The organism is Roseovarius arcticus (assembly GCF_006125015.1).
Lineage (GTDB): Bacteria > Pseudomonadota > Alphaproteobacteria > Rhodobacterales > Rhodobacteraceae > Roseovarius > Roseovarius arcticus.
Genome location: NZ_SZZN01000001.1, coordinates 1,424,831 through 1,451,780, shown reverse-complemented (window position 1 = coordinate 1,451,780; position 26,950 = coordinate 1,424,831). Strand labels below are relative to the sequence as shown.

Below are 26,950 nucleotides of genomic sequence, written 5' to 3'. Positions count from 1 at the left end.
CTCAGCGCTTCCTGATCTTGGGGTTGATGACGCCGTACAGCATATCGACCGTTAGATTGACCACCATCACCATCACGGCGATCAGCAATAGCCCGCCCTGCACCACCGGATAGTCGCGCCGAAAGATGCTGTCGACCATCCACTTGCCGATGCCCGGCCAACTGAAAATGGTTTCGGTGAGAATTGCCCCCGCCAGCAGCGTTCCAACGCTCAGGCCGATGACAGTGATGACGGGGATCATGGCGTTGCGCAGGGCATGCACCCCGTTGATCCGCCCGGGCGACATGCCCTTGGCGCGGGCGGTGCGGATGTAATCCTCGCCCAGCACCTCCAGCATGGCCGAGCGCGTCTGGCGCGCGATCACTGCCAGCGGGATCGTGCCCAGCACGATCGTCGGCAGCAGCAGGTGCCGGATGGCCGACACAAAGGCGCCACCCTGCCCGGAGGCCAGACTGTCGATCAGCATGAAACCCGTAGCGTCGGGAAAATAATAAATCAGGTCGATGCGGCCCGATACAGGCGTCCATCCAAGATTACCCGAAAAGACGATGATCAGTAGCAGCGCCCACCAGAAGATCGGCATCGAATAGCCCACCAGCGCGGTGGACATCAGCGCACGATCAAAGAATTTGCCCCGGTTGACGGCCGCGATCACCCCCGCGGGCAGACCCAGTGCAATGGCAAAGATCATGGCGCAAACGGACAGTTCCAAAGTGGCCGGAAACAGCGCAAAGAATTCGTCCCAGACCGGCCGCTTGGTCACGAAGGACGTGCCAAGATCGCCCTGCAGTACGCCGGTCAGATATTCCCAGAACTGCACATAAATCGGCCGGTCATAGCCGAACTGGGCAGAGAGTTCGGCGTAGCGCTCGTCGCTCAGTCCCCGCTCGCCGGCCATGACCACGATCGGATCGCCCGGCAGTGCCCGGATGAAGCTGAACGAGATCAGCGTCACGCCGATGAAGGTGGGGATGAAGGTCAGCAGACGACTGAGGATATAGTTCAGCATGCCAGTACCATCAGTTCGTTGGGAGAATGCGTGAGCGTATCGTATCCGCCTTCTGTGATCTGCACGTCATCGTCGATTCTTATGCCGAAATTCCAAAGCTCATAGAGCCCGGGCTCGTTCGTATCGACCGTACCTGTCGGCAATACCATGTCGTTGCCTCTCATGATGTAGGGTGCGTCATGTCCTTCCCGATCCAGACCGTGGCCAGTCTTGGTGCGGATGCGGTCGGCGTAGGGTGACGCATCGAGCACCGAGATCACGGCATCGTCGATTTCATGCGCGGTGACACCCGCGCGGGCGACCGCAAGGCCTGCCACATTGGCGCGCAGGACGGTGTCATAGGCTGCGCGTCCTTCGTCGCTAAACTGATCCAGATACACTGTGCGCGTCATGTCAGAGCAGATCCCTTTGCTGCGGGCCCCAAAGTCTAATGACAAGACGTCGCCCGTCGCCATGATGGGCGTAGAAGCCAGATCGTCAGCGTCTTCTTCAAACAGGATCCGCACCAGCGTTTGCTCAATAATGGCAACATTATCAGACGTCTTGTTCATCCGCAGCGCGGAAAGCTTGCTCTCCGCCTCCATGATCTCAGGGTCGGGCTGCGCCGCAAGGCGGCCGGTGAGAGTGCTGCGCAAGGGACTATTCCGTTTGAAGTGGAAATTGGGGGCGGCACGTAACGCGCCGCCCCCGAGGCAAGAGGGTTACTGCTTCAGACCGACCTGGTTGAAGATATGGCCGCCCAGCGGATGGACGACATAGCCTTCGACCTCAGGGCGCATGGTCATGTAGACGACCGAATGCGCGATCGTGGCCCAAGGTGCCTGCTCCTTGAAGATGACTTGCGCCTCTTCATACAGCTTGGCACGCGCGGACTGATCCGACAGCACTTTGGCTTCCTGCAGTTTGGCGTCGAACTCCTCGTTGCACCACTGTGCCCGGTTGGCCGCACCGACACCGTCACAGCCCAGCAGAACTGCCAGGAAGTTGTCGGGGTCTCCGTTGTCGCCGGTCCAGCCCAGCAGGACGGCACCATCGCGGTCTTCTGCTTTGGAGCGTTCCAGATACTCGCCCCACTCGTATGACACGATTTCGACGGTGACACCGATTTCGGCCATGTCGGCCTGCATCAGTTCGGCCATGCGCCGCGCATTGGGGTTGTAAGGACGCTGCACCGGCATCGCCCAGATCCTCATGTTCAGGTTCTCGACGCCTTCTTCGGCCAGAAGCGCCTTGGCGGCTTCGGGATCATAGGGATCATCCACGACCGCGTCGTTGTAGGACCACATTGTCGGGGGAATCGGATTCTTGGCAATCTGACCAGAGCCTTGGAACACCACATCAATGATCGACTGCTTGTCGATCGCCATGTTCAGCGCCTTGCGAACCTTGACGTTATCGAAGGGCGCGACCTTGGTGTTGTATGCCAGGTAACCGACATTCAGGCCTTCCTGCTCCATCACCACGATGTCGTCGGCATCCTTCATCGCCTGAACGTCGGCGGGGTTCGGATAAGCCATGACATGGCATTCACCGGCCTGCACCTTCTGGTAGCGCACCGAGGCGTCCGGCGTGATGGCAAAGATCAGACTTTCGACCTTGGCTTGGTCGCCCCAGTAGTCGTCATTGCGCAGATAGCGGATGACGGCGTCTTTCTGGTAGGCTTGGAATGCAAACGGGCCTGTGCCGATCGGGGCCTGGTTCAGCATCTCGGGTGTACCGGCTTCCATCATCGCGTCTGCGTATTCCTTCGACATGAGCGACGCAAAATCCATCGCCATGTTGGCAAGGAAGGGGGCTTCGGGACGGGTCAGATGAAAGACGACGGTATAATCGTCGACCTTTTCGATGCTTTCGACAAGATCGGGCATCGACATACTTGAATAGTATTCCCACGTTCCGCCAGAAACCTGATTGTAGGGATTTTCAGCATTGCCTTGGCGATCAAACGTGAAAATCACGTCGTCCGCGTTGAAGTCGCGCGTTGGGGTGAACTCACTGTTGGAATGAAACTTTACACCCTCGCGCAGCTTGAACGTTACCGTCATGCCGTCTTCGCTGACTTCCCAGCTTTCGGCAAGGCCAGGCAGGACCTCGGTGGTCCCGACCTTGAACTCGGTCAGATGATCATAGATCGGGTGGCTGGATGCATCAAACGTCGTGCCAGCTGTATAGAGCGCCGGGTCGAACCCTTCTGGTGACCCTTCGGAACAATAGACAAGCGATTGAGCCGATGCCGATACGCCAAGCGTCGTCATCAGCAAGCCAGTGGCTATGGTATGTTTCAAGGACATTCGTTTCTCTCCCATATTAGTTTATCCGTCCGAGTCCACATTGACCCAATGGTCAAGATCGCACAATCAAACTTTGAGATAATACGGCAGGCGGCAAACTGAGACCAGTTTGATCCATCTGAAGTGCGCGCAGTCTCAGTGTGCACAACACGCCAAAGAAAAGCACCAGCCTCTTGCTGTGTTAGGCGTTTTTCTTCAATCGCTTCCAAAACGTGCTCACTATCTGCAAGTAATCTCCGACACAGAATAACGGCCCGCGCGCGATCTGCCGTGCGCAATGAGATTTGCCAGTCGAAGAAACATGTGGATAAGCGGCGCGCTTTTCGACGCCAGTAATAGGTGTCGCCGCGTCGCATCAGATGAAGATGTTTATGCAGTCTTGGATCCCATTGATGGGATCTCGCCGCACATTCACACCATAGCGGTGATACGCCTTGGTGGGACACCGCCGAACTTCAAGTAGAAGATGGCAATGTTGTCAGTGACTTAAGTCAATATTGGCTCCGGCGGTAGGGATCGAACCTACGACCAATTGATTAACAGTCAACTGCTCTACCGCTGAGCTACGCCGGAACACGAGATGCCGTATAGCAATGGGATTCGGTGGCGTCCAGTCTGTTTCGGGCAAAAGATCAGGTTAGTTTTATCAAGGGGATGGATGGACGAGACCTAGCCTTGATGGGAGTGGATCTGGGGCGCGATTGAGGCTGCGGGAAGCGCAGGTTTGTGGGGTGCAATCGCGCTCAGCACCCCTCTTAGCCATTAGTGCCTGTGATGCGCCGCGCTAGGGCGGCAGCGACTGCGAGGCGTTTCATGTCTACACCTGCATTCAGCCCGCGCTTTGCCAAGTGTTCTGCTAGCAGTTCAGTCGCTACATTTCGGGGGGCGTAGGGGGCGTAGGGGCACCCGCCAAGGCCCGCGTGCGCGCCATGGGCCTTGCACCAGTCGCTGAACACGAGTTTGGCTATTATAGCTTTCTGCGTCTGCCTGCGCATCTGGACGAGCGTGCTCTGGTCCGCGACGCTGCAGAGGCCGGTATTTTCCTTGCGCCAGGTCGCCTTTTTTATTGCGGTGATGCTGCGCCCTGCCCCGCAGTCCGGATTAACGTGGCGCGTGTCGACGACGCCCGATTTTACCGCTTTTTGGCCCGCGCAATCGAGCGTCAAACTTAGTTATTAAATTTTTTGTTTGAGCGCTCAGTTAAATTAACTATAGTCACCCCAAGCCAACAGGAGCACCCGCCATGGAACCGCAAAACACCCAAGTCCCGAACCACTGGGATCGCAAGGGTCTGCCTGCGTGGAGCTTCTTTAGCCCAGAGATGCTTGAGGCCGAAAAGGAGCAGTTGTTCCGCCGCCATTGGCAGGTCGTATGCCATGTCAGCGATATCCCAAATGCGGGTGATTTCATCGCCTCCGATCTGGTGGGCGAGCGCGCGCTGGTTATTCGCGGCCAAGATGATGTGGTCCGGGCGTTTCATAACTTATGTCGCCATCGCGGATCGCGCGTCGTGGCAGAAAATTCGGGCAATTGCCGCTCGGCGATCATCTGCCCCTTCCATGGCTGGGCCTATAACCTTGACGGCACGCTGCGCGGCGCATCGCAGCCGCAATCCCTGCCCGATCTGGACCCGGTCAAAATGGGCCTGAAACCAATCGAAATGGAGATCTGGCAAGGATTCGTTTTTGTGCGGTTCAAGCCCGGTCCGCAGCCCGCCGTCGCCAAGATCATGGCGCGCTTTGACAAGGAACTGGCTCAATACGATCTGGAAAATCTGGTCCCAGTCGAGGACAGCTTCTGGGCGTCCGAGATTGAGGCGAACTGGAAATGTGTGCGCGACGTCGACAACGAGGGCTATCACGTGCCGATGGCCCATCCGGGCCTGCATGACCTATTTGGCACCAACTACCATGACGAGCCGTTTACAGACGGCACCTCCCGCTCGCTGGGGCAGTTCCGGCAGGGCAAGCACCGCCTTTGGAGTGTCGAGCAATATCGCAACATCCTCAGCCCGCCTGCCCGGCTGGATGACGATCACAAGGCCGCGTGGCTTTATGTGGGGATGTTCCCGAACCTCGTCTTTGGCTTTTATCCGGATTCAGTCAATTTCTACCACGAATTCCCGGTTGAAAATGGCATGACCATCCAGCGCGGCACCACCTACCGCCACAAGGACGAAGATCGGCAGATGCGCGCCGCACGTTACCTGTCGATGCGCATCGACCGCATCACCAGCAAGGAAGACGAACAGCTGATCGAATGGACGTGGGAGGCCGCGTTTTCCAGCGGCTTTGACGGGATCACGCTGTCGGATCTGGAATACGGGGTAAAGACGTATCACGACGCCCTACGAAAACTGTTCCCGGTGCTGGACGGGGATGAGCCGCCTGCTGGCACGCTGCAAAAGGCCAATGACGACCGTCTGGGCGCGCTTGCCACATGAGAGCGCTTGATCTGGCGATGGCTGCATGTAACGCTGATCTTGCCCTGCGGGAGATGCGCCAGCCGTGCCTAGTCTGAGCCAAGAGAGTCGACAGGGCCTGACCCTTCTCAGCCCTACGCTGGCCTATGCGCTGGTAATGCTGGCCGCGCCGCTAGCGATGGTGGTGATGTTCAGCTTCTGGACGCAGGACTATCTGGACCTGGACAAGACGTTTACCCTCGCCAACTATCGCGAGGCATGGACGCAGCCGATATTTCAGGTGCTGATGTGGCGCTCGCTGAAAATATCGCTCATCGTGACAACTACGACGGTCATTCTAGCGTTTCCCATCGCTTACTACCTGTCGTTCCATGTGCGTAGCCGTAAGGCGCTGTGGCTGTTCCTGATCACCGTGCCGTTCTGGACCAGCTATCTGCTGCGCGTGTTCCTATGGAAAGTAATCCTGGGCTATAACGGCGTGCTGAATTCAGCACTGATAAACCTCGGCATCATCGACGAGCCCCTGACATTTATCCTTTATAATGCCAATGCCGTCGTGCTGACGCTGGCGCATGCATGGGCGCCCTTCGCAATCCTGCCGATCTTTATCGCGCTGGAAAAAATCGACCGCTCACTGCTGGAGGCCGCCGAGGACCTTGGCGACGGCCCGCTGCGCCGCTTTTGGCGCATCACCCTGCCGCTGGCGATGCCGGGTGTTGTCGCGGCAACGCTGATCGTGCTGATCCCGACCGTGGGCGACTACATTACGCCCAAGCTGGTTGGCGGTACCGACGGGCTCATGGTGGCCAACATGATTCAGATCCAGTTCGGAAAAGCGAACAACGCCCCCTTGGGCGCGGCGCTGGCGGTGTCGTCAATGATCGTGGTCGCGGCGATCAGCATCGGCATCTATTTTGCCGGCAAGAAATTCGGCGGTAAGGTGAAATGATGCGCGGATTTGGCAAATTCATCTCGTCCAAGTGGCTTGTGGTCTATGCCGTTGCCTACATGCTGTTCCTCTATGCGCCGGTGATCTTGCTGCCGCTCTTTGCGTTCAACGATGCGACGATCGTGGCATTTCCGCTGACGGGCTTCACCACGAAATGGTTTGATCTGCTATGGACGACCGACGCATTGCACGGCGCTGTGCGCAATAGCGGGTTTGTGGCTCTGTCCACGGCGCTGATCAGCACCTTTCTCGGCGCCTGCGCTGCGCGTTCGGCCGCCAATTACAGCTTTCCGGGGCAAAAAGGCGTCATGGGCTTCATTATGCTGCCGCTGGTCCTGCCTGAGATTATCGTCGCTGTCGCCTTACTCGTCATGCTGATGCAACTGGGCATGTCCCTTTCGCTCTGGACGGTTATTGCCGGCCACGTCCTGATCTGCACGCCCTTCTCCATCGCAATCCTCAGTTCGGCCTTCGCCGGAATGGAAAGTAGTCTGGAGGAGGCGTCTTTTGATCTGGGCGAGACGCGCTGGGGTACGTTCCGGCGCGTGACGCTGCCGCTAATCATGCCGGGCGTTATCTCTAGCCTATTGATCACTTTCACTATTTCTCTGGACGAATTCATCATTTCGTTTTTCCTGACCGGCACAGACGTCACTCTTCCGGTCTATATCTGGAGCCAGCTACGCTTCCCGTCCAAGCTGCCGTCAGTGATGGCACTAGGCACGATTTTGCTGGCGGTCTCCGTCGGGCTGCTGATCGTGGCCGAGGTATTTCGCCGCCGCGCGACCCGCAGGCAAGGGATGGATGCCGGATCAACACAAGGACTTGTCTAAACATGGCCGACGCCGCACCGATCATCGAAATTAAGGACGTTTCCAAAAGCTTTGGCGCCGTCACGGCCCTCAGCGGTGTCAATGCCACCATTCGCGAGGGTGAGTTCTTCTCACTGCTGGGCCCATCGGGCTGCGGAAAAACTACATTGCTGCGCCTGATCGCAGGGTTTGAGCAGGTCACAGGTGGCACGATCATGATTGGCGGCAAGCCGATGAAGGGTATCCCCGCCAACCAGCGCCCGACCAATATGGTGTTTCAAAGCTATGCGATCTTTCCACATCTGAACGTGGCCGAGAATGTCGGCTACGGCCTCGTGCGCAAAAAGTTGGGCAAGGCCGCGATGGCCAAGGAAGTCGATGAGGCCCTCGCGATGGTCGATCTGGCAGGTTACGGCGAGCGTAAGGCGCATGAGTTGTCGGGCGGGCAGCGCCAGCGCGTCGCCCTTGCCCGCGCGCTGGTCATGCGGCCCAAGGTCATACTGCTGGACGAGCCGCTATCTGCGCTGGACAAGAAACTGCGCGACCAGATGCAGCACGAGCTGCGCAGCTTGCAAAAGTCGCTGGGAATTACCTTTATTCTCGTCACCCATGACCAAGAAGAGGCGCTGATCATGTCCGATAGGATCGCCGTCATCTTTGACGGGACGATAGCGCAACTCGCCACCCCCGAAGAGCTGTATCGCCGGCCTGCCACGCGCAAGGTCGCATCCTTCATCGGCGTGATGAACTTCCTAGACGCGACAGCCACAGGGGGCGGTGATGCACCCTATCAGCTTACAGTTCCGGCCTTGGGCAAGGTGGACATTCCAGTCGCGCAGGCGCCAAAGCGGTTGAATGCTGCAAACATCAACGTCGTCGGAGTGCGACCCGAAATGTTCACTATTCTGGACGGAGATACCGGAAGTTTTGAGCATGAGGTGGAGGGCACAGTGACCAGCACCGACTACTACGGCGACATGACCTACTACACCGTCGCCCTGCCCGGCGCCTCCGATCCTGTCACGATCTCGATGCGCAACACCGCTGGGCGCGCAGTGGCGCGAGACGGAGCCAAGGTGACTGTCGGCTGGGGCGCGGATTCCATCGTCCTGCTGGAGTAACCCACAAACAAAAAAGAGCAGGCCGTAAGGCCCGCTCTCTTTTAGAATTGCGTAGATATCAGACCTTAAAAGCCGGCTTTGATCAGCTCGAATTCCGCTATCATCTTTTCACGCAGTTCGAACGGCACGGGAGCCTGCCACAGTGTGTTCTCGCGCAGCTTGTCGCTGCTCTCTAGTCCGACCGAGGCCAGCGTTTCGGCAGGAATTTCTGCCATTGCTGCCGCGTTGGCGTGGCCATAACCCCATGCCGTCACGATGTATTCCACCGATTTCGGCTCTAGCCATGCATTGATGAAATCATAGAACTTGTCGTCCGATCCAGTGCCGCCCGCCATCTTGGTATAGCCGCAGACCCAACTTGACGCGCCCTCGGCAGTGTCTCTCTTGATGCCGATGGGATGGCCCTCGGCGCTCATCGTCGAAAAAGTCTCGTTCCAGGCCCAGGCCAGATAAACCTCGCCGCTTTGCATCAATTGCGCCAGCGATGATCCGTCCGACCAATAGGCCCGCACATTTGGATGCACCTTACGTAAAAACGCTGATGCGGCCTCAAATTCCTCGTCTGTCGCCTTCGTCCAATCGGTCACGCCGCCTGCAAGAAATGCCAGCGCATAGGCGTCGTCGACATTATCACCGATGGAAATACGGCCCATATTCTTGGGATCGGCGAACGCTTGCAGCGAGGCAACGTCCTCGTCTGTCAGCAGTTCGGTGTTATAAATGACTGCCGTGTTGCCCCAATCAATGGGTATAAAGTAGGTCTCGCCATCCTTCTGGTACGCTTCGATGTCGCGAAAGCCAGGGTTCAGATCATCCCAGCGGTCGATGCGCGATTTATCAATCGGCTCCAGCAGGCCAGCCTCGATCCATTTGGGCACGGATTGCGAACATGGGTGCGCCGCGTCAGCGGCAAAACCGGAGCGCAGCTTTTGAAATGCCTCTTCCTCGTCGCCGAAATAGGCGAACGTAGGCGCCTCGCCATGCTCGTCGATGTAAGACTGGAAAAATCCGGGATCCTCGTAGCCGGCCCAGTCAAAAATGGTTAGCTCGGAATCATTGGCAGACACTGCTCCGGCGGCGATGATGGCGGCAGAGGACACAGCGATAGCAATCTTGCGGTAGGCAGACATATAGTTCTCCTTGTTGGGCGGCCTTATTTCGGGCGCGTATTGCCCGTGGCCTTGATATTGAGGCTAACACGAAACGGAATTCTCACAAGATTTATCTGAGCGCTCATTCAGAAATCTATAAGTTAATTAATCACCTTAATAACCGACGCTTATCATCCGATCCTAATGCAATCATGCCGCCAATCTACGCTCCACCTCTTCCAAAGCGCGTTCCAGAATATCGAACATCTCGTCGATCTCGGGCAACGTGATAATCAGCGGCGGCGAAAAGACCGCCATGTTGATCAGGGGCCGCACCAGCAGTCCCATCTCTTCGCAAACCTCGTCCAGCATCGCGCCCAATCGCCGTTCGCCCGCCAACGTGCGCGCACTGCCCTCGATACAGCCCAAGAGGCCCATCCCGCGCACGTCGCCGACCACGTCGAATTTGCGCAGCGCTTGCAGACGCGCCTGAAAATGAGGTGAAACTTCGCGCACATGCTCAAGGATGCCCTCATTTTCGAGGATCTCGATATTCTTTAGCGCCGCCGTGCAGCAGACTGGGTGTGCGGAGTAGGTATACCCATTGGCGAAAAGCACCGGATCGTCCGGGTCGGTCATCCGCTCCATCACAGCGTCCGATATGATGCACGCGCCCAGCGGCAGGTAGCCCGAGGTAAGGCCCTTGGCGCAAGTGATAATATCGGGCGTGATGCCAAACACGTCTTGCGACGCGAACCAGTGGCCCAGACGGCCAAATCCGGTGACGACCTCGTCCGAGATATAAAGGATGTCATGCGCCTTGCAGATCGCGTGCGTGCGTTTGTGGTAGCCCTCAGGCGGGATGATTACGCCGCCCGAACACAGTATCGGCTCAGCGATGAAAGCACCCACGTTTTCGGGGCCAACCTCGGCAATCATATTCTCGAGATCGGCGACCTTTTCGTCGCACCATGCTTCGACGCTTTGTCCCTCGGCGCGGTGATATGGATTGACATCAGGCAGGAATCGCACCAGCCGACTTTCTACGTCGAACTTGGATTTGTCCCGCTCCTTGCCCGTCACTGATGAGGCCAGATAGGTTGAGCCGTGATAGCCCTTTTCCCGCGCGATCACGATCTTCTTGTCCGGGCGGCCAAGGCGATTGTTCAGGAAATGCATCGTGCGGATCGCAGTATCCACAGCCGTCGATCCGCCCGTGGTGAAGAACACATTGTTCAGATCACCGGGCGCCAGGTCGGCGATCTTCTTGGCCAGTTGCGCCGATGGCTCCGTTACCGTGGTCCACGGCGAGGTGTAGGGCAGCGTCATCACCTGCGCAGATATGGCATCTGCCATTTCCTGCCTGCCATAGCCGATCTGGACGCACCACATGCCCCCCGGTCCGTCAATGAAACGCTTGCCTGAGGCGTCCCACAGATAAATCCCCTTGGCGCTGCCCACCATCATGTGATCGTAGCCGCGCCAATCATCCATCGCCGCCCAAGGATGGAGCTGATGGGTACGATCCCAATCGTGCAGCTCTTCGGTGTCCGGCTGGTTTGTGGATGCATTGATGGCAATAGTCATGGCGGTCATCCTTTTGATGGGTGTTGCCCGCCAAGGTATCACGTCTGCCGCATACGTAAAGTTTTTTTGAGCGCTCAAATAAATAAATTCAGTGTGGCACAAAGAGGCGCACCCCGATATGTGGGCTATCGAACAATTGTAGCGAGCCTATGACCGATCAACCGCCAGTAAAACCGCGCAAAGAGCGCAAGGAAAACGCCGACAAGCGGCGCCAGCAACTGCTGGACGCGACGTGGCGTTCAATTGCAGAGAATGGGCTGTCGCGCACCACGCTGGCGACCGTCGCCGCGCAGGCGGGCCTCTCGCAAGGCGTTGCAGTGTTCTATTTTAAGTCAAAGGCAGGCCTGCTGGCCGAGGCCCTACTGGATCACTATGCGCGCTATCAACAGAATTGGCAGGACGCGCTCGCCGGGGCTGGCGATGATCCTGCCGACCGCCTGATCGCGCTGATACGGGCTGATTTTGATCCGGTCATCTGCAATCCCGAATCATTGTCATTTTGGTTTGCCTACTGGGGCGAACAGAAATTCACCCCGAAATACGCCGAAATTCTGGTGCAATTTGATACAGCGCGCATCGGTGCCATGCGCGAGGCCTGCGCCGCGCTGATGACGGGCGCGACGGGCGAAGACGTGAACCGGGCGGCTGAATGGATCGACACCTTTTCGGATGGTTACTGGCAGCATCTGCATGTTGCGCCCGAGCAGTACAGCGCCGCGCGCTGCATGGATGAGACGCTGAGGATGGCCGCGCGCCTCGTGCCAGAGCTGGCAGCGCGGATTACCCAGCGCTGACGCTAAAATAATCATCGTAGAACGCGGCGATGCCCCACTCCATCTCTGACAGCGGGCCAGGCACGAAATGGTGTGATTTTACGCCCTCTTGATTGTGGCGGATGATCCGCTCGTCATCCAGCGAAGTGACGTGCCAGAGCCATGTCAGGTCATCATGGTCGTAGTCTACGCCCGCCTCGGCGCCCGCGCGGACGAACCAGACGACCTCGATCCGGCATTCCAATTGTGACACCGGCAAGAAACGGTATCCGACCATGTGATCGGAATAGACGATAAAGTTGTTCAAGATACCGATTTGAAGATCGGTTGCGCCGCCGTCGAACCCCTTGAGGTTGCCCAATAGTGGCGCCAGCGCCGCGCCGGTGCGACTGCCAGTTTGGAAGCCATCGAACAGCGGATAGCGCTTGTAGAACAGCGTCGCCTTGCCCGGCTCGTAGCGCTGCACCTCGTCTATTGGCAGGCCAGCCGCGCGGCTGCGGGGACGCAAAGCCTGCACCAATTCCTCGGTCTTGTGACCGGGGTCCTTGATGCTATGCGACCGGGCAAAATCCAGATGCGCGTTGGCGCAGTGATAACATTCCATGTAATTCTCGACCGCCAGCTTCCAGTTTGCTGAAACAGTATATGTGGCCGTGTGGGCGATGCGCGTATTGCGCAAGTCAAACGGCGCGGCCAGCGGTGCAAGCTGAGCCAATCCGTCGTCGATCTCGGGCGGATGCTCGGCGGCGCAGACGAACAGCAACCCTTCGAAGTTGCGCAGATGCAGTGGAAGCAAGCCGTACTCCGACGGGTCGAACCCCTCGCCCATCTCGCGGGCGCGGCGCAGCTTGCCCGTCAGCTCGTAGGTCCAAGCGTGGTAGGGGCAGGCGAAAACACGGGTGTTGCCAGAGGCCTCAAGGCACACGCGCGATCCGCGATGGCGGCAGACGTTCTGAAACGCGCCGATAGCACCCTCGCGGTCCCGCGCGACGATCACCGATTCCGGGCCGTAGTCAAAGACGAAGAAATCACCGGGCGCCTCAATCTGGCTTTCATGACCGACCCAGATCCAACTGCGGTTCCAATAGTCGCGAAGGTCGCTCTCATAGACCTCAGGCGACATGTAAAAGTCGCGCGGCATGGCAAATCCGGGGCGATAGGCGGCCCTCATGCTGGCTCTATTGGCGCGGATCATGCCTGACCTCCCTCGTCTGTCAGTGCGACCATCTCGCGCCGGAAATATGCGGCATTGGTGGCACTTGGATCGCCCTCGAATGCGCGGGCGGCGGCATGGCCCGCGTAAATTGCATCTGCGATCAGACCGGGCTGCGCGGCATCACCGATCAGCTCCAGCGTGTCCAGTGCAATATCGCCTGATGCGCGCATCGCGGCGAGTTGATCATACAGCGCGGTCTCGCACTGACGGGACGTGACCATCAGGAGGGAGGCGCAAGGAACGGCCTGCTCGGGCTCGCCGTAGACGCCGGCTGTGATGCACGCCTCGGCTGTCACGCGCACCAGCGCGCGGCCCGTCATTATCCGCACGCCAAGCGTAACGAGCGCGCTTTGAATACGATCCTGCTCCAGCGTCATCTCGGTCCAGGGGGACACGATGGGCGCAGGCGTGATCAATGTCACCTCGCGCCCCGCCTCCGCCAGTTGCGATGCTAGTACCCCGCCCATATAACCCGGATCATCATCATAAATCGCAATCGGACCAGTGTGTGGCAACGTGCCGTCCATGATGTCGTCGGGCGTCAGCACCTGCATCGCGCCATCCACCGCTATAGGGCCATGCGACGTGCGCCCTGCCCCGTCGCGCCGCCACGTCGCGCCGGTCGCGACAAAAATGTTCGCGATGCCAAGCTCGCCGACCTCGGCGGCGCTCAGCCTGCTCTGCGCATAGATCGAGACGTTGGCGCGCTGGCGCAGATCGTGCAGGCGATTGTCCGCGACGCGCCGCCATGCAACGAGGCCCGCCAGACTACCCTCACGCCGCACGCGGCCGCCCAGTTCCTCGCGCGCCTCGGCCAGCGTGACGTCGTAGCCACGCTTGGCCAGTTGCATAGCACATTCCAGCCCCGCAGGCCCCGCGCCTATGACCAGCGCGGACTCGGCGGCACCTTTGGCCGCGATCTTCTCGGGGTGCCAGCCGCGGCGCCACTCCTCGCCCATCGTCGGGTTTTGCGTGCAACGGATGGGAACCGATTGGTTGTCGCTGGCGACGCAGATGTTGCAGCCGATACACTCGCGTATCTCCTCAATCCGGCCCTCGCGAACTTTTGCGGGCAGGAACGGATCGGCAATAGACGGGCGCGCAGAACCGATAAAATCAACGATGCCCTTTTCTATCATCGACACCATCATATCGGGCGAGGTCAGCCGCCCGACACCCACGACGGGCCGCTGCGTCACTTCCTTGACGAAACGGATATAATCATTCTGATAGCCATCTTCGGGCTGAAAACGGGTGGTAGCGCTGTCGTTTTCCCAGCCCGAGACGTTGACGTCCCAGAGGTCGGGCAGATCGGCCAGCATTTGGACAACCTCGCGCCCCTCGCCAGTCGCCTGCATCCCCGCCTCGCCCTGCATCTGATCGACGGCAAAGCGGAACGCAACGGCGCAGGTATCACCGACCTCCTCTCGCGTCTCCTCTAGCAGTTCGCGGATCAGCCGAACGCGGTTTGTCAGAGTGCCGCCATATTCGTCGCTGCGCTGGTTGTTCTGAGGCAGCAGAAAGTGCTGCGTTAGCGTCATTTCATGCCCGGCATAGACGTAGATGATGTCGAAGCCCGCCTCCCGCGCCCGCCGCGCGGCGTCGCGATGCCAACGGCGCAGGTCGCGGATATCAGCCTTGTCCATCGCACGCGCCTGCTTTGGGTGCATCGCATTTATCGCGCCGCCCGAAGGCGACAGCACCGGTGCGCGCGTCAAAAGATTGGCGGCATGTGCGCCATTATGCGCCAACTCGACCCCCGCCAGCGCACCGTGTTTGTGAATTGCATCCGTCATCAGCCGCAACGCAGGGATGTCAGCGGCATCCCAAAGGCGCCCCTCGGGAGATGGCGAGAGGTCGGAGGTGGGGTGTATTTCCGTCTCTTGATTGCATACCACGCCCCAGCCGCCCTCGGCCTTCATGCCGCGCACGGCAGCGTCGGCACGCGGGCGCAAATACCCCATGCCGGTGCAATGCGGCACCTGATAAAAACGGTTTGGCGCGGTCACCGGGCCAATGCGGACCGGCTCGAAAAGCGCCGCATATTTTCCGGCTGTCATGGCGATGGTTCCTTGCGTCTAGCTGAGGCTGGCTAAAATGAACGATTGTCCATAATTGACTTGTCCGCGCCGCTCCTGTCAACTCTTCTCACCATTGAGACCGTTAATGGAGGCGCCGCTATTCATCATGAAAACCGCAGAAAGCCCGCGCAAGATTTCCAATCACCGGCGCCTGATCGACGCCGCGTTGGAGGCGATTGCTGAACGCGGGTACGCTGCGGCCTCGGTCAGCGAGATCATCGCGCGCGCAGGCCTGTCGCGCGGCATGATCCACCTGCATTTCCAAGGCAAGGACGCCCTGATCGCAGCGGCCGCGAAGCATGCCAGCGATGGATATTACACGCAATTGGACACGCATTTGGGCGCTGCGGCGCCTGAACCAACATCGCAGATACGAGCAGTTGTCGCTTGCGATCTCTCAAAGGCGGTGATGAATTCGCGCACCGTCGGCATCTGGTACGAGTTGCGCGGCGCCGCGCGCACCGTTCCCGCCATCGCCGCCCATAGCGACACGCGCGGCGGGCGTCTGGAAAAGGTGCTGACGCGGGCCTTTTCGGAATTGGCCGATGGTGATAGCGCGCTAGCGAAGGATGCGATGCGCGGCACTATTGCGCTGCTGGATGGGATATGGACCGATTTCATGCTGCATCCTGATGGCTATGACGCGCCTCGCGCAGAACGCGTGATTTATCGCTTTTTGAATGGTCTCTTTCCGGGTCATTTTCCGGGTGTCGAGGGGCTAGACGGCATCGATGAATTGCGCGCGCGTCTAGCCGTGCAATTTAATCCGCCGAGTTTGGGCCGAGAAATCATTGCCCCGCTTCTGGTGCAAGAATACGGACTGCGCGGCGATCTGCTCGCCTTGGATGGCGAGGGCGAACAAACTCTGCGCCTTGATTGCGAGAACGGTCAGAAATTCGTGGTCAAGGTCACGCGCAAGAGGGATGCGCCCGGCGCGGCGGCGTTCCAAATGCGCGCCTTGGAACATCTGGCCCAGCACATGCCGGATTGCGGCTTGCCCGGCGCCTATGCGGCCAAGGATGGCGCGCTGATCGTCCAGAAAGTCGCCTTTGGCGACGGAATTTGCGAGCTACGCGTGCTGGACTATGCGCCCGGCCAGCCCGTCGCGGATGGTGCGCCGCCGGCACCTGAGTTGGCGCATGATGCCGGTATCCTGCTGGGCTGCACGGCGCAGGCACTGGCCAAGCTAGAGGGCGCGCCGCCGCCTGCCTTCAATGAATGGGGTATCGAAAATGGACTGCTGGCGAATCCAGCGTTCTGGGGGATGGGCCAAAAGGACATTCGCAGCTTTGAGGCCGATCTTCGGCCATCTTATGAGCGCCTGCGATACCGCCTAAACACGCAGCGATGGCAGCTAATTCACGGCGACGCGCATCTGGAGAACCTGTTGCGCAGTACGCCGGACGCCCGCAGCGTCTGCGGCCTGATCGACTTTGGCGACATGGCGCGCGCGCCGCTGCTTTGTGATGCGGCGATCCTTGCTCTCGGCTTTGCCGAAGATGCGCGCGACCCTTCGGCTATGGCCGCCGCCGCCGTGGCCGGCTATCACACCGCCTGCCCGTTCACCATAGACGAGCTAGACCTGATTTTTGACGCGATGATTTCGCGGCAGGCGCTTTCGGTGCTGCTTCTGGACGCAAAGCTGTCGGTTTGCGGTCCTCGCACGGATGCCTTGCGCGAGATACGCGCGGGACTGATAGAGCGCCTGACTGTGCTCGCCGCACTGAACGGCGCCGAGGTGACAGCCGCGATCCATGCCGCCTGTGCAGGGGGTGAAAGTGACCGATAGTTTGATGCGCCGGCGCGCCGCCGTCCTCGCACCCTCCTACTATCATGCTTTTGAGGAGCCGCTGCATATGGTGCGCGGGGATGGCGTATGGATGTGGGATGCGGGCGGCACGCGGTACTTAGATTGCTACAACAACGTGCCGTCGGTGGGGCATTGCCACCCGCATGTAACCGCTGCGCTGGCAGCGCAGGCGCAGGTGCTGAACACCCATACCCGCTATCTGCACGAAGGCGTCGTGAGGCTGGCCGAGCGGCTGCTGGCCAAGCTGCCAAGTAGCATTGAGGTTGCCGCCTTTGCCTGCACCGGGTCCGAGGCGAATGATCTGGCGTTGCAAATGGCGCGCAGATTTACCGGGGCACGCGGCGTGGCGGTTTTCGACCACTCCTATCACGGCAATACCGCGCTGACGCTAGCGGCGTCGCCGTCCGAATATCCTGCCGATGAGCGCCCGGATTGGCTATGCGTGCTGGAGCCGCCCAATCTGTTTCGAGGCCCGTACCGAGGCGATGATCCGGCAGCAGCTGCGAAATATCTGGCGCTCGCGGTGCAAGCCATGGACGCGCTTGAGGCGCGCGGCCAGCATCTGGCGTGCTTGCTGCTGGATGCCAGTTGGGACGCGAACGGCCCGCTGGTGGCCCCGACAGGATATGTGGCCGCGCTGTGCCAAGAAGTGCGCAATCGCGGCGGGCTCGTGATCTGCGACGAGGTGCAGGCCGGCTATTGCCGGATGGGCGCGCATTGGTGGGGGTTCGAGGATTACGGCGTCACGCCCGACATCGTCACCTGCGGCAAGCCGATGGGTGCGGGCCACCCCGTCGCCGCGACGTTTGCGCGAAGGGACGTGGCGCAAGCGCTGGCCGATAAATCGTTCTATTTCAACACGTTTGGCGGCAATCCGGTATCAGCCGCCGTGGCGAACGCAGTGATCGACGTGATCGAAGATGAAGGGTTGCTGGCCAATGCCGCGCGCACCGGCAGCTATTTCCGCGAAGCGTTAGAGGGTTTGCAAGCACGACATCCGGTTATCGGCGCGGTTCAAGGTGCTGGACTGTTCTATGGGCTGGATATGATTTCAGATGCAGATACCCGCGCGCCGTTCTGCCGTGCGGAAATGGCGCGACTGGGCAATTTAATTGCTAGTGAGGGCGTCATCACCGGCACATCCGGCGCACTGGGCCAGACGCTGAAACTGCGACCGCCACTGACATTCGGGCCCGCGCAGGTGGACATAGCCATCGCCGCGATAGACCGCGCGCTGGCCCGTCTGTGATCTCAGGCCAGCTTCTTCATCCGGGCCTCGCGCAGACGCGCGAAATCATCCCCCGCGTGATAGGACGAGCGGGTGAGCGGCGTGGCAGACACCATCAGGAAACCCTTGCCGAACGCTGCCTTTTCGTAGGCTGCAAACTCCTCGGGCGTCACGAAACGATCCAAAACGTGATGCTTGGGCGTGGGTTGCAGATATTGCCCGATGGTCAGAAAATCAATGTCGGCGGCGCGCATGTCATCCATGACCTGATGGACGGCTGCGCGCTCCTCTCCCAATCCGACCATGATGCCGGATTTGGTGAAAATACTGGGGTCCATTTCCTTTACGCGCTGAAGTAGGCGAAGGGAGTGGAAATAGCGGGCGCCGGGGCGGACGGACGGGTAGAGGCCCGGCACAGTCTCTAGATTGTGGTTAAACACGTCCGGCTTGGCGTCGACGACCAGTTTTAGAACCGCAGGGTCGCAGTTCAGGAAATCGGGCGTTAGAATCTCGATTGTGGTGTCGGGGCTGCGATGGCGGATAGCGCGGATTGTCTGGGCGAAATGCTCGGCCCCGCCATCGGCCACATCGTCGCGATCAACCGAGGTGACGACGACATGGTTCAGCCCCAGCTTTTGCACGGCATCGGCGACGCGGCCCGGCTCAAACGCGTCCAGATCTTCGGGCGGCTTGCCGGTGGCTATGTTGCAAAAGGTGCACGCGCGGGTGCAAACCTCGCCCATGATCATCATGGTCGCGTGACCTTGGGACCAGCATTCGCCCACATTCGGGCAGCCCGCCTCTTCGCAGACTGTCGTTAACTTATGCTCGCGCATGATGCGGGCGGTCTTGGCGTAGCCCTCGCCACCGGGCGCTTTGACGCGGATCCAGTCAGGCTTTTTCGGCTGTACGTTGTCGGGGCGGCGCGCCTTTTCGGGATGGCGCTGGCTCGGAATTTTCAGATCACGCACGAATTGGTCCCCGCGAATGGTGTGGTAGGTTGGTGTAACTATAGGGGCGGAACGGGAGAGTTGCCAGTATTGCGGCGCGGCCCTGTGACGATTGCGACGATTTATCAGAGGGCTAAGTCACGCGGCGTGCGCCCGGCCGCCGCGGGTAAGGCGAAGCTCACACCTTTCGCACCGCCGCGGTGATCCCCGTCCCCACAGCAGTCAGCACTTCTGCCAACTGTGCAAACCATCCCTCGCCCCCTGTCGAAGCCCGCCGCACGAGACACACCGTTCGCGCAGGCTCGGGCGCGGCAAACCGCACCAGCCGCACGCCGGGTGCGCCGCGCACCTCCGCCTCAGCGGCCAGTTCGGGCATTAACGTCAGGCCAAATCCTGCGGCAACCAGCCGCGTCAAAGTGGCCAGCGATGAGGCGCCCATGTCGATCTGGGCATGCCCCCTGCCCCGACCGCATAGATCGAGTGCCTGATCGGTTAGGCAATGCCCGTCCTCCAGCAGCAAAAGCTGCTGCGCGCCCAGACCATCGGGCCTCAATGCCTCGGCCCCGCTTTTCATCGCGTCCAGCCGCGCCGCGCTGCCCGCAAGCAAAAAACGATCCTCAAACAGCGTCTGCGCCACGAGGCCCGCCGCCTCAATGGGCAGCGCCATCACGGCCGCATCCAGACGACCTGCGACCAGATCGGCAATCAGACGATCCGTCTTGGCCTCCTGCACCTGCACATCCATGGAAATGTCGCCGCTACGCAATGCCTCCAGCGTGCCGGGCAGCAGATAGGGCGCCAGCGTCGGGATCAGTCCGATGCGAAGGCGACCCGACAGCCCGCCATGCCAGCGCGCGGCCTCCTCCATGCTGCGCACGCCCTCGCCAACTGCCTCTGCGTGGGTTAGCATAAGGCGGCCAAAAGGCGTCAGCACCACGTCGCGCGCCCGCCGCTCCACCAGTGGCTGTCCCAAGTCATGCTCAAGATCGCGGATCTGGACCGACAGGGCCGGCTGCGAAACTGAGACGGACGCCGCCGCCCTGCCAAAATGCCGATGTTCGGCCAAAGCGCGAAAGTAGGTCAATTGGCGCAAGGTGACGTTCATAGCTTTTCCTTATCGGTATCAGAAGAAACTGCAATTTGCATTTATAGCTCGAAACACTCATGTTCAACTTGGAATGATTCCAGATGCCTCGCGCTCAGGGATCAGCGAACACATCAGGCGCACCGCACCGGCAGGCGCCCCAACGGAGGAAACACCATGGACGGCAATCTGAAATGCCCCGTCACCAACAAAGCCAAGCGCACGAATCGCGACTGGTGGCCTGACCAACTGCCCGTCAACGTGCTGCACCAGCATGGCCGTAGCCCCAATCCGATGGGTGCGGATTTCAACTACGCCGAGGCGTTCAAGAAACTCGATCTGGACGCTGTGAAGTCCGATTTGCATGCGCTGATGACCGACAGCCAGGACTGGTGGCCCGCCGATTACGGCAACTACGGCCCCCTCTTTATCCGGATGGCGTGGCATTCTGCCGGCACCTACCGCACCGCTGATGGACGCGGCGGATCGAACACCGGCAACCAGCGCTTTGCACCGCTGAACAGCTGGCCTGATAACGGCAACCTCGACAAAGCGCGCCGTCTGCTGTGGCCAATCAAGAAGAAGTACGGCGACAACCTCAGCTGGGCTGACCTGCTAATCCTTGCAGGCAATGTGGCGATCGAATCGATGGGCGGGCCAATCTTTGGCTTTGGCGGTGGGCGTGCCGATATCTATGCCCCCGAAGAAGACGTCTATTGGGGCGCCGAGGCAGAATGGCTGCAAACCTCTGACAAGGAAGGCAGCCGTTACTCCGGCGAACGCATCATGGACAACCCACTTGCCGCCGTTCAGATGGGCCTGATTTACGTCAACCCCGAAGGGCCGGACGGCAATCCCGATCCTGTCGCGTCGGGCTATGACATTCGCCAGACCTTTACCCGAATGGGCGTCGATGACGAGGAAACTGTGGCGCTGATTGCCGGAGGTCACACCTTTGGCAAGGCACACGGCGCAACAGACCCCATCTACATGGGACCTGAACCTGAGGGCGGCGACATGGCGCATATGGGCTTTGGCTGGAAAAACAGCCACGAGACCGGCCATGGCGTTCATGCCACGACATCTGGCATCGAAGGTGCTTGGAAGCCGAATCCAACAAAGTGGGACATGGGCTATTTCGACGTGCTGTTTGATAACGAGTGGGTGCTGACCAAGAGCCCTGCAGGTGCGCAACAATGGACGCCAAGGGACCCCAAGCCCGAGCACATGGTCGTCGACGCGCATGAGGCAGGCAAAATGCATCCGCCAATGATGACCACAGCCGATCTGGCCATGCGGTTCGACGCAGAATACGAGAAGATCTCGCGCCGCTTCCACAAAGACCCGGAGGCCTTTGCAAAGGCATTCTCGCGCGCTTGGTTCAAGCTGACCCACCGCGATATGGGCCCCAAGACGCGCTATCTGGGCAAGGACGTGCCGGCCGAGGATCTGATCTGGCAGGACCCGATCCCTGCTGCGGATCATGCACCGGTGGATGCCGCTGACATCAAATCGCTCAAGAGCCAGATTCTGGACAGTGGCCTTTCGACTGCGGATCTGGTGTTTGTCGCTTGGGCGTCCGCCTCCACCTATCGCGGGTCGGACCATCGCGGCGGCGCCAACGGCGCGCGCATCCGTCTGGCCCCGCAAAAGGACTGGGACGCGAACGAGCCTGCCCGCCTAGCAAAGGTTCTGGACAAGCTGGAAGCGATCAAGTCCGCGTTCTCCAAGCCTGTGTCGCTCGCCGATCTGATCGTGCTCGGCGGTGTGGCTGCGGTGGAAAAGGCCGCCGCCGATGCAGGGCACACGGTCGACGTGCCGTTCCATCCGGGCCGCACCGATGCCAGCGCCGAGCAGACCGATGTCGAGAGCTTCGACGTGTTGGAGCCTGTCTCTGACGGCTTCCGCAACTACCAAAAGCAAAAGTTCAGCGTCAAAGCCGAGCATCTAATGATCGACCGCGCGCAGCTTTTGAACCTGACGGCGCCTGAAATGGCGGTTCTGGTTGGTGGCATCCGTGCGCTGGGTGCAAACCATGGCGGCACGAAGCACGGTGTTCTGACAGACCGTCCCGGCCAGTTGACCAATGATTTCTTTGTCAATTTGCTGCGCATGGATATCGAGTGGACCAGCACGGACGAGGAGCAGGATGCGTTCGAGGCCAAGGATCGCAAGACTGGCGAAGTCCGCTATACTGGCACGCGCGCCGATCTGGTCTTTGGCTCCAACTCGCAGCTTCGCAGCGTCGCAGAGGTCTACGCGCAGGACGATGCACAGCCGCGTTTCGTGCATGATTTCGTTGCCGCATGGACCAAGGTGATGGACGCGGACCGCTTTGATTTGAAGTGATCTTTGGGTAACAAGAAACAAACGAGAGCGGGCTTGGCGGCCCGCTCTTTTTTCTGCGCGCCGCTTTGTGCGGCAGGGTTCATCGTTTGTGGACCTGCCTCGCGCCGTCTTCTAAACTGTATGCAGTAAAAAGGGGCAGCAATGGACTGGGGAACGCACCGGCGCGAGGCACATGCCCTTGGACGCACCCAAGAGTTTCTGAAACAGATCGTCTATGGCGGCAATGACGGTATCGTCACCACCTTTGCGATTGTCGCAGGCTTTGCCGGGGCGCAGGCCGACGGCGTCGCACAAATCGGCGGGATCGCCGTACTCGTTTTTGGCATCGCCAACCTTCTCGCCGACGCGGTCAGCATGGGGTTGGGCGAATTCCTTTCGATGCGCTCGCAGCATGATCTTTACCGTAACCGCCGCGCCAGCGAGATGATCGAAATTACCCAGAACCCCGCGCATGAGCGGGGCGAGTTGGTCCAGATCCTTCACCAGCGCGGCGTGCCAGAAGGCGACGCCGGCAGCCTCGCCGATCTTTTGATGCGCCATCCTCAGATCACCGGTGATCTGATGATGACATACGAGTTCGGAATGCTGGACCCGGATCAGGAAAACCCGGCCCTTTCGGGGTTTATGACCTTTGTATCTTTCGTGATTTTCGGCGCTGTGCCGTTAATTCCTTATTTTTTGCTTGAACCCGAACCACAGACATTCTGGCTGTCGGTGGGTGCGACTGGGGCGGCGCTGGTCGCTCTTGGCCTTCTACGCTGGAGCGCCACTGGCGAGCGGCTAACACGCACGGTGAGCGAGACGGTGCTGGTCGGCACCGTCTGCGCTGTGGTCGCCTATACTGTGGGCGTCGTTGTCGGGGGCTGACGGGCGTTAACCGATCATTCCGCCCGCTTCGCCCAACTCGTCATAGTGCCGTTTCAGCCGCTGCAGCGCGATGCGCAGCACGATCTTGCCCGAGCGTGCAGACCAGCCCATGCGTTTTTCGGCCTTCTCCAATCCTTCTAGATGGCAGCAGCAGCGCAGCGCTATATCACCCAGGCCGGGACCCAGATCATGCAACGCACCCTCAACTCGGCGACGGGCAGCCTCAAAGCCGCGGGCATGGCCGCCGGCGCCGCCACCGCCGCCGGGTGCGGTCAAAAATCGGCTCCAGTCCTGCGTCACACGCGGGCCCATCTGAGACAGCTCGAAATCCTCTCGGAGGCGCTCGCCTGCGCGCACCAGATCATCGGGGACAAAGCGGGTACCGTCGCGGTCGCGCCGCCGGGCCAGCGAGGCCAGAGGACTGTCGCATGCGCTGTACCGGACGCGGCCGGGCGCCTCACTTGCCCCCTCCTTCATGCTGAACGGCGCCTGCGCATCGGCGAATCCTGACGCGGAGTTTTCTGCCTTGGCCAACATACCGCCCAGTGCCGTGCGGCCAGCCTTCGTGATATGGTACCGCGCGAGGCGTCCTGGCGCGTCGCAAGCAATCCAGCCCTTAAGCGCCATCGCCTCGGCCACTGCCCGGTCAACCACAGCGGTACGCGTCGGATCGCCCCCACCATCGCCGCGCACCACAACAGCCTTGTCCATCTGCGCCGCGACGGCCAGCACTGCCCCCGCCTCGGACAGGCGGCGCAGAATACGGCCCGCCTCGCGCGTCAGTTGGGCTTCGGTCACTTCGGCCACGTCTGCTGGCATTTCTTTTGTCTGGGTATTCACGGCAGTCTCCTGAGGATGGGAGCCGGCCTCTTCTCGCGGTGCAATTCGGCAGCCAAGGCGGCGTAGCGCCTCGTCCACCATAGGATCGTCGCGGCGGGTTTCGATGTTGCGAATACGGCGCAGAACCGTCGAGGCGTGACAGCCATTTTGTCGCGCAAGGGCACGGATCGACGATCCTTGCTCGGTATGGGCGAGGTATAGCATCGCCCCTTGCGGCACCCATGACGGCACGCTAGGCGCACCGCCGCTGTCTGTTCCCCAGTTCAACATCATTACCCTTCTTTTAGCCTTTTCGCGGCGTTCCCATTTGGGGTCGTTGCCCCTTCGCCGCTGCTTATCCACAGACTTATCCACGTCTTTGGCATGCAACCTATGCGAGAAAAAGTTACCGGTTCGTTAATTGTAAACGGTTTGGCAACAATGGTTTCCAAGGTGTAAACAAAGAGAAACAGGTGCGAGCGATGGATCGCCGCTTTGCGCAACACCCGCCATAGTTGTGCCATGAAAAGGTCGCAATTCAGATTGGAGACCAAAGATGCCTGAAATCCTCAAAGCCCTCGATAGCCTGCGCCGTCCGCGCCTTTTGATCCGTGCCGCGCGCATTGGCGCCGCCGAATACAGGCGCGACGCGCATCTGCGCCGCCATTTAGGATACGGCGCGCTACCGCGCAGCGCCGCCGCGCTGGCCCGTTTGGCAGAAATGGAAGATACGCTGAACCAGCAGCGTCACAGTGATCGCACGCGATATTCTGCAGCAAAGCACGTTGATATTCTGATCGCCATGATGGGCGAGGCGCAGATCCTGCGCATGGCCCACGCGGCCTAGAAATAAGGGCCGCGTGGGGTCTTGGGTATTTACATGAAGGCGTCGGGCATCGACGCCTTCTTTTTCGCGATATACTCGTCCAGCGCCTCTGTGATGCCCTGATCCAGAGCGGGGCGCTGGTAGGTGTCCAGCATCCGGTGCATTCGAAGATTGGCCAGCGTCATCGTATCGCGCGCGCCCTCCTCGTCCCACGTCTCGAACGGCTTGTAATCCAGCAGTTCGGTGCGCCAGAACGCGGTCTTGAAATTGGCTTGTGTGTGGGCGCAACCAAGGTAATGCCCGCCCGGGCCGACCTCGCGGATGGCGTCCATGGCTTGGCCGTTTTCGTCATGCTCCACGCCGCGCGCCAGATGATGCAGCACACCCAGCTGGTCGGCGTCGATCACAAATTTCTCAAAGCTGGAGACAAGCCCGCCCTCCAGCCAACCACAACTGTGCAGCATGAAGTTCACGCCGCCCAGCAGAACCGCGTTCAGTGTGTGCGCTGATTCGTAGGCGGCCTGCGCATCGGGCAGCTTAGAGGCGCAGAGCGCGCCGCCTGATCGGAACGGCAGGTTCATCCGCCGGGCAAGCTGCCCCGCGCCGTATAGGATATTGGTGGCCTCTGGCGTCCCGAATGTGGGCGCGCCCGAGTTCATATCGATCGACGTCACAAACGCGCCAAAGATTACCGGCGCGCCGGGGCGGATTAGCTGGCTATAGGCGACGCCCGCCATAACCTCGGCCAGAACCTGGGTCAGCGTGCCGATGACTGATACAGGCGCCATGGCACCGCCCACGATAAAGGGCGAAATGATGCACGCCTGATTGTTCGCGGCATAAACCTCTAGCGCGCCCATCATCACGTCATCAAACGTCAGCGGCGAGTTGACGTTAATCAGCGACGTCATCACCGTATTTTCCTGCACGAACTTCTCGCCAAAGAGGATGCCGCACATATCGACGCTGTCCTGTGCGCGGCTGGGGTCGGTGACCGACCCCATGAACGGCTTGTCCGACAGGGTCATGTGGGCATAGAGCATGTCCAGATGGCGTTTATTCACGGGGATATCCGTCGGCTCGCAGACGGTGCCGCCCGACATATGCAGCCATTTGGACATATAGCCCAGCTTCACGAATTTGCGGAAATCGTCCATCGTGGCATAGCGGCGTCCGCCCTCCATATCGCGGACGAAGGGAGGGCCGTAGACCGGCGCAGTCACGAGGGTTTTGCCACCGATCTCGACGCTACGTTCGGGGTTGCGGGCGTGCTGGGTGTAGCGGCTGGGCGCGGTCGCGCATAGTTTGCGGGCCAACCCGCGGGGGATGCGCACGCGCTCGCCGTCGATCTCGGCGCCAGCCTCGCGCCAGCGCTCTAGCGCGGCGGGGTTATCGACCACGTTGACGCCAATTTCGGCCAGAACCGTCTCGGCGTTCGTCTCGATAATCTCCAGCGCTTCCTCGCTTAGCAGGTCATAGACGGGGATGTTGCGTTCGATATACTTGGCGGTCTCGACGCTGACTGCAGTCCGCTCGGCGCGGCGGGCGGCGCCTCCGCCCCCACGCGCGCGCCTACCAGCTGATGCTTCTGCCATGATGTGCCCCTCTTTAATGCCTTGCCGCCCCCGGTTGGGGGCCGATTTCTGCACCCTCAATATCCCAGCG

The 26,950-nt window shown here is 60.1% G+C and carries 22 protein-coding genes and 1 tRNA gene; 11 read left to right on the top strand and 12 right to left on the bottom strand.

Features of this window, described 5'->3' with window-relative positions; all coding sequences use genetic code 11:
- Position 1: 1 nt before the first annotated feature.
- From MK6180000_RS06825 to MK6180000_RS06810, 4 genes are all read right to left on the bottom strand, one after another.
- Complete coding sequence (locus MK6180000_RS06825) at positions 2 to 1,009, bottom strand: ABC transporter permease subunit (protein ID WP_138934055.1); 1,008 nt, start codon at positions 1,007 to 1,009, stop codon at positions 2 to 4.
- Positions 1,003 to 1,644: a M24 family metallopeptidase gene (locus tag MK6180000_RS06820; RefSeq protein ID WP_246040451.1), complete on the bottom strand. Its 642-nt coding sequence runs from the start codon at positions 1,642 to 1,644 to the stop codon at positions 1,003 to 1,005. Before MK6180000_RS06820 ends, MK6180000_RS06825 begins: the two co-directional genes overlap by 7 nt.
- A gap of 66 nt (positions 1,645 to 1,710) precedes the next feature.
- Positions 1,711 to 3,300: an ABC transporter substrate-binding protein gene (locus MK6180000_RS06815; protein WP_138934054.1), complete on the bottom strand. Its 1,590-nt coding sequence runs from the start codon at positions 3,298 to 3,300 to the stop codon at positions 1,711 to 1,713.
- A gap of 498 nt (positions 3,301 to 3,798) precedes the next feature.
- Positions 3,799 to 3,873: transfer RNA gene (locus tag MK6180000_RS06810), tRNA-Asn, on the bottom strand.
- Between the two features lie 356 nt (positions 3,874 to 4,229).
- Here MK6180000_RS06810 and MK6180000_RS06805 point away from each other — a divergent pair.
- The 5 genes from MK6180000_RS06805 to MK6180000_RS06785 all read left to right on the top strand — a co-directional run bounded on the left by MK6180000_RS06805 (position 4,230) and on the right by MK6180000_RS06785 (position 8,604).
- Positions 4,230 to 4,472, top strand: a complete 243-nt coding sequence (locus MK6180000_RS06805; protein ID WP_138934053.1) for a hypothetical protein — start codon at positions 4,230 to 4,232, stop codon at positions 4,470 to 4,472.
- A 71-nt stretch (positions 4,473 to 4,543) separates the two neighbouring features.
- The gene (locus MK6180000_RS06800) at positions 4,544 to 5,743 is read left to right on the top strand and encodes an aromatic ring-hydroxylating oxygenase subunit alpha (RefSeq protein WP_138934052.1); all 1,200 of its coding nucleotides are present in this window, start codon (positions 4,544 to 4,546) and stop codon (positions 5,741 to 5,743) included.
- Positions 5,744 to 5,807: 64 nt separating this feature from the next.
- A complete protein-coding gene (locus tag MK6180000_RS06795) occupies positions 5,808 to 6,671 on the top strand; it encodes an ABC transporter permease (RefSeq protein ID WP_246040450.1) in 864 nt (287 codons plus the stop codon).
- A complete protein-coding gene (locus MK6180000_RS06790; protein ID WP_138934051.1) occupies positions 6,671 to 7,504 on the top strand; it encodes an ABC transporter permease in 834 nt (277 codons plus the stop codon). The genes MK6180000_RS06795 and MK6180000_RS06790 overlap by 1 nt, the downstream gene beginning before the upstream one ends.
- 2 nt (positions 7,505 to 7,506) lie before the next feature.
- Entirely contained in the window at positions 7,507 to 8,604 is a 1,098-nt protein-coding gene (locus tag MK6180000_RS06785; RefSeq protein WP_138934050.1) for an ABC transporter ATP-binding protein, read from the top strand.
- Positions 8,605 to 8,669: 65 nt separating this feature from the next.
- On the opposite strand, the gene MK6180000_RS06780 is transcribed toward MK6180000_RS06785, so the two are convergent.
- Positions 8,670 to 9,734 (bottom strand): extracellular solute-binding protein, encoded by a 1,065-nt coding sequence (locus MK6180000_RS06780; protein ID WP_138934049.1) that lies wholly within the window; start codon positions 9,732 to 9,734, stop codon positions 8,670 to 8,672.
- A 171-nt stretch (positions 9,735 to 9,905) separates the two neighbouring features.
- On the bottom strand, positions 9,906 to 11,282 hold the full coding sequence (locus MK6180000_RS06775) for an aminotransferase (protein WP_425466827.1): 1,377 nt from the start codon (positions 11,280 to 11,282) through the stop codon (positions 9,906 to 9,908).
- A gap of 149 nt (positions 11,283 to 11,431) precedes the next feature.
- Between MK6180000_RS06775 and MK6180000_RS06770 the strand changes: the two genes are divergently transcribed.
- Positions 11,432 to 12,076: a TetR/AcrR family transcriptional regulator gene (locus MK6180000_RS06770; protein ID WP_138934047.1), complete on the top strand. Its 645-nt coding sequence runs from the start codon at positions 11,432 to 11,434 to the stop codon at positions 12,074 to 12,076.
- On the opposite strand, the gene MK6180000_RS06765 is transcribed toward MK6180000_RS06770, so the two are convergent.
- Complete coding sequence (locus MK6180000_RS06765) at positions 12,063 to 13,250, bottom strand: aromatic ring-hydroxylating oxygenase subunit alpha (protein ID WP_138934046.1); 1,188 nt, start codon at positions 13,248 to 13,250, stop codon at positions 12,063 to 12,065. The two genes, MK6180000_RS06770 and MK6180000_RS06765, sit on opposite strands and share 14 nt — an antisense overlap.
- On the bottom strand, positions 13,247 to 15,331 hold the full coding sequence (locus MK6180000_RS06760; protein ID WP_138934045.1) for an FAD-dependent oxidoreductase: 2,085 nt from the start codon (positions 15,329 to 15,331) through the stop codon (positions 13,247 to 13,249). The genes MK6180000_RS06765 and MK6180000_RS06760 overlap by 4 nt, the downstream gene beginning before the upstream one ends.
- Positions 15,332 to 15,458: 127 nt before the next feature.
- On the opposite strand from MK6180000_RS06760, the gene MK6180000_RS06755 reads away from it, so the two are divergent.
- Positions 15,459 to 17,141 (top strand): phosphotransferase, encoded by a 1,683-nt coding sequence (locus MK6180000_RS06755; protein WP_138934044.1) that lies wholly within the window; start codon positions 15,459 to 15,461, stop codon positions 17,139 to 17,141.
- Positions 17,131 to 18,411 (top strand): aspartate aminotransferase family protein, encoded by a 1,281-nt coding sequence (locus tag MK6180000_RS06750; RefSeq protein ID WP_212751879.1) that lies wholly within the window; start codon positions 17,131 to 17,133, stop codon positions 18,409 to 18,411. Before MK6180000_RS06755 ends, MK6180000_RS06750 begins: the two co-directional genes overlap by 11 nt.
- A gap of 2 nt (positions 18,412 to 18,413) precedes the next feature.
- Here the strand turns inward: MK6180000_RS06750 and lipA are convergent, their stop codons facing one another.
- Together lipA and MK6180000_RS06740 are read right to left on the bottom strand one after the other, a co-directional pair.
- On the bottom strand, positions 18,414 to 19,361 hold the full coding sequence (gene lipA, locus MK6180000_RS06745; RefSeq protein WP_138934043.1) for a lipoyl synthase: 948 nt from the start codon (positions 19,359 to 19,361) through the stop codon (positions 18,414 to 18,416).
- Positions 19,362 to 19,518: 157 nt separating this feature from the next.
- Entirely contained in the window at positions 19,519 to 20,445 is a 927-nt protein-coding gene (locus tag MK6180000_RS06740; RefSeq protein ID WP_138934042.1) for a LysR substrate-binding domain-containing protein, read from the bottom strand.
- Between the two features lie 156 nt (positions 20,446 to 20,601).
- Between MK6180000_RS06740 and katG the strand changes: the two genes are divergently transcribed.
- Both katG and MK6180000_RS06730 read left to right on the top strand, forming a co-directional pair.
- Positions 20,602 to 22,773, top strand: coding sequence for a catalase/peroxidase HPI (gene katG / locus MK6180000_RS06735; protein WP_138934041.1), 2,172 nt, complete (start codon positions 20,602 to 20,604; stop codon positions 22,771 to 22,773).
- Between the two features lie 141 nt (positions 22,774 to 22,914).
- On the top strand, positions 22,915 to 23,640 hold the full coding sequence (locus MK6180000_RS06730) for a VIT1/CCC1 transporter family protein (RefSeq protein WP_138934040.1): 726 nt from the start codon (positions 22,915 to 22,917) through the stop codon (positions 23,638 to 23,640).
- 6 nt (positions 23,641 to 23,646) lie between these two features.
- On the opposite strand, the gene MK6180000_RS06725 is transcribed toward MK6180000_RS06730, so the two are convergent.
- The gene (locus tag MK6180000_RS06725; protein WP_138936376.1) at positions 23,647 to 24,750 is read right to left on the bottom strand and encodes a DUF6456 domain-containing protein; all 1,104 of its coding nucleotides are present in this window, start codon (positions 24,748 to 24,750) and stop codon (positions 23,647 to 23,649) included.
- Positions 24,751 to 25,015: 265 nt separating this feature from the next.
- On the opposite strand from MK6180000_RS06725, the gene MK6180000_RS06720 reads away from it, so the two are divergent.
- Positions 25,016 to 25,306: a DUF6477 family protein gene (locus MK6180000_RS06720; protein WP_138934039.1), complete on the top strand. Its 291-nt coding sequence runs from the start codon at positions 25,016 to 25,018 to the stop codon at positions 25,304 to 25,306.
- Positions 25,307 to 25,335: 29 nt separating this feature from the next.
- Here MK6180000_RS06720 and MK6180000_RS06715 read toward each other — a convergent pair whose 3' ends face one another.
- Positions 25,336 to 26,880, bottom strand: a complete 1,545-nt coding sequence (locus tag MK6180000_RS06715; protein ID WP_138934038.1) for a trimethylamine methyltransferase family protein — start codon at positions 26,878 to 26,880, stop codon at positions 25,336 to 25,338.
- Between the last annotated feature and the right edge of the window lie 70 nt (positions 26,881 to 26,950).

What these genes read in the sequence shown, in the direction of transcription:
- MK6180000_RS06825 (WP_138934055.1), bottom strand. Translation starts at nt 1,009, where the DNA reads ATGCTGAACTATATCCTCAGTCGTCTGCTGACCTTCATCCCCACCTTC.
- MK6180000_RS06715 (WP_138934038.1), bottom strand. Translation starts at nt 26,880, where the DNA reads ATGGCAGAAGCATCAGCTGGTAGGCGCGCGCGTGGGGGCGGAGGCGCC.
- MK6180000_RS06760 (WP_138934045.1), bottom strand. Translation starts at nt 15,331, where the DNA reads ATGACAGCCGGAAAATATGCGGCGCTTTTCGAGCCGGTCCGCATTGGC.
- MK6180000_RS06755 (WP_138934044.1), top strand. Translation starts at nt 15,459, where the DNA reads ATGAAAACCGCAGAAAGCCCGCGCAAGATTTCCAATCACCGGCGCCTG.
- MK6180000_RS06805 (WP_138934053.1), top strand. Translation starts at nt 4,230, where the DNA reads ATGGGCCTTGCACCAGTCGCTGAACACGAGTTTGGCTATTATAGCTTT.
- MK6180000_RS06765 (WP_138934046.1), bottom strand. Translation starts at nt 13,250, where the DNA reads ATGATCCGCGCCAATAGAGCCAGCATGAGGGCCGCCTATCGCCCCGGA.
- MK6180000_RS06790 (WP_138934051.1), top strand. Translation starts at nt 6,671, where the DNA reads ATGCGCGGATTTGGCAAATTCATCTCGTCCAAGTGGCTTGTGGTCTAT.
- MK6180000_RS06780 (WP_138934049.1), bottom strand. Translation starts at nt 9,734, where the DNA reads ATGTCTGCCTACCGCAAGATTGCTATCGCTGTGTCCTCTGCCGCCATC.
- MK6180000_RS06815 (WP_138934054.1), bottom strand. Translation starts at nt 3,300, where the DNA reads ATGTCCTTGAAACATACCATAGCCACTGGCTTGCTGATGACGACGCTT.
- MK6180000_RS06775 (WP_425466827.1), bottom strand. Translation starts at nt 11,282, where the DNA reads ATGACTATTGCCATCAATGCATCCACAAACCAGCCGGACACCGAAGAG.
- MK6180000_RS06725 (WP_138936376.1), bottom strand. Translation starts at nt 24,750, where the DNA reads ATGTTGAACTGGGGAACAGACAGCGGCGGTGCGCCTAGCGTGCCGTCA.
- MK6180000_RS06800 (WP_138934052.1), top strand. Translation starts at nt 4,544, where the DNA reads ATGGAACCGCAAAACACCCAAGTCCCGAACCACTGGGATCGCAAGGGT.
- katG (WP_138934041.1), top strand. Translation starts at nt 20,602, where the DNA reads ATGGACGGCAATCTGAAATGCCCCGTCACCAACAAAGCCAAGCGCACG.
- MK6180000_RS06740 (WP_138934042.1), bottom strand. Translation starts at nt 20,445, where the DNA reads ATGAACGTCACCTTGCGCCAATTGACCTACTTTCGCGCTTTGGCCGAA.
- MK6180000_RS06785 (WP_138934050.1), top strand. Translation starts at nt 7,507, where the DNA reads ATGGCCGACGCCGCACCGATCATCGAAATTAAGGACGTTTCCAAAAGC.
- MK6180000_RS06720 (WP_138934039.1), top strand. Translation starts at nt 25,016, where the DNA reads ATGCCTGAAATCCTCAAAGCCCTCGATAGCCTGCGCCGTCCGCGCCTT.
- MK6180000_RS06730 (WP_138934040.1), top strand. Translation starts at nt 22,915, where the DNA reads ATGGACTGGGGAACGCACCGGCGCGAGGCACATGCCCTTGGACGCACC.
- MK6180000_RS06770 (WP_138934047.1), top strand. Translation starts at nt 11,432, where the DNA reads ATGACCGATCAACCGCCAGTAAAACCGCGCAAAGAGCGCAAGGAAAAC.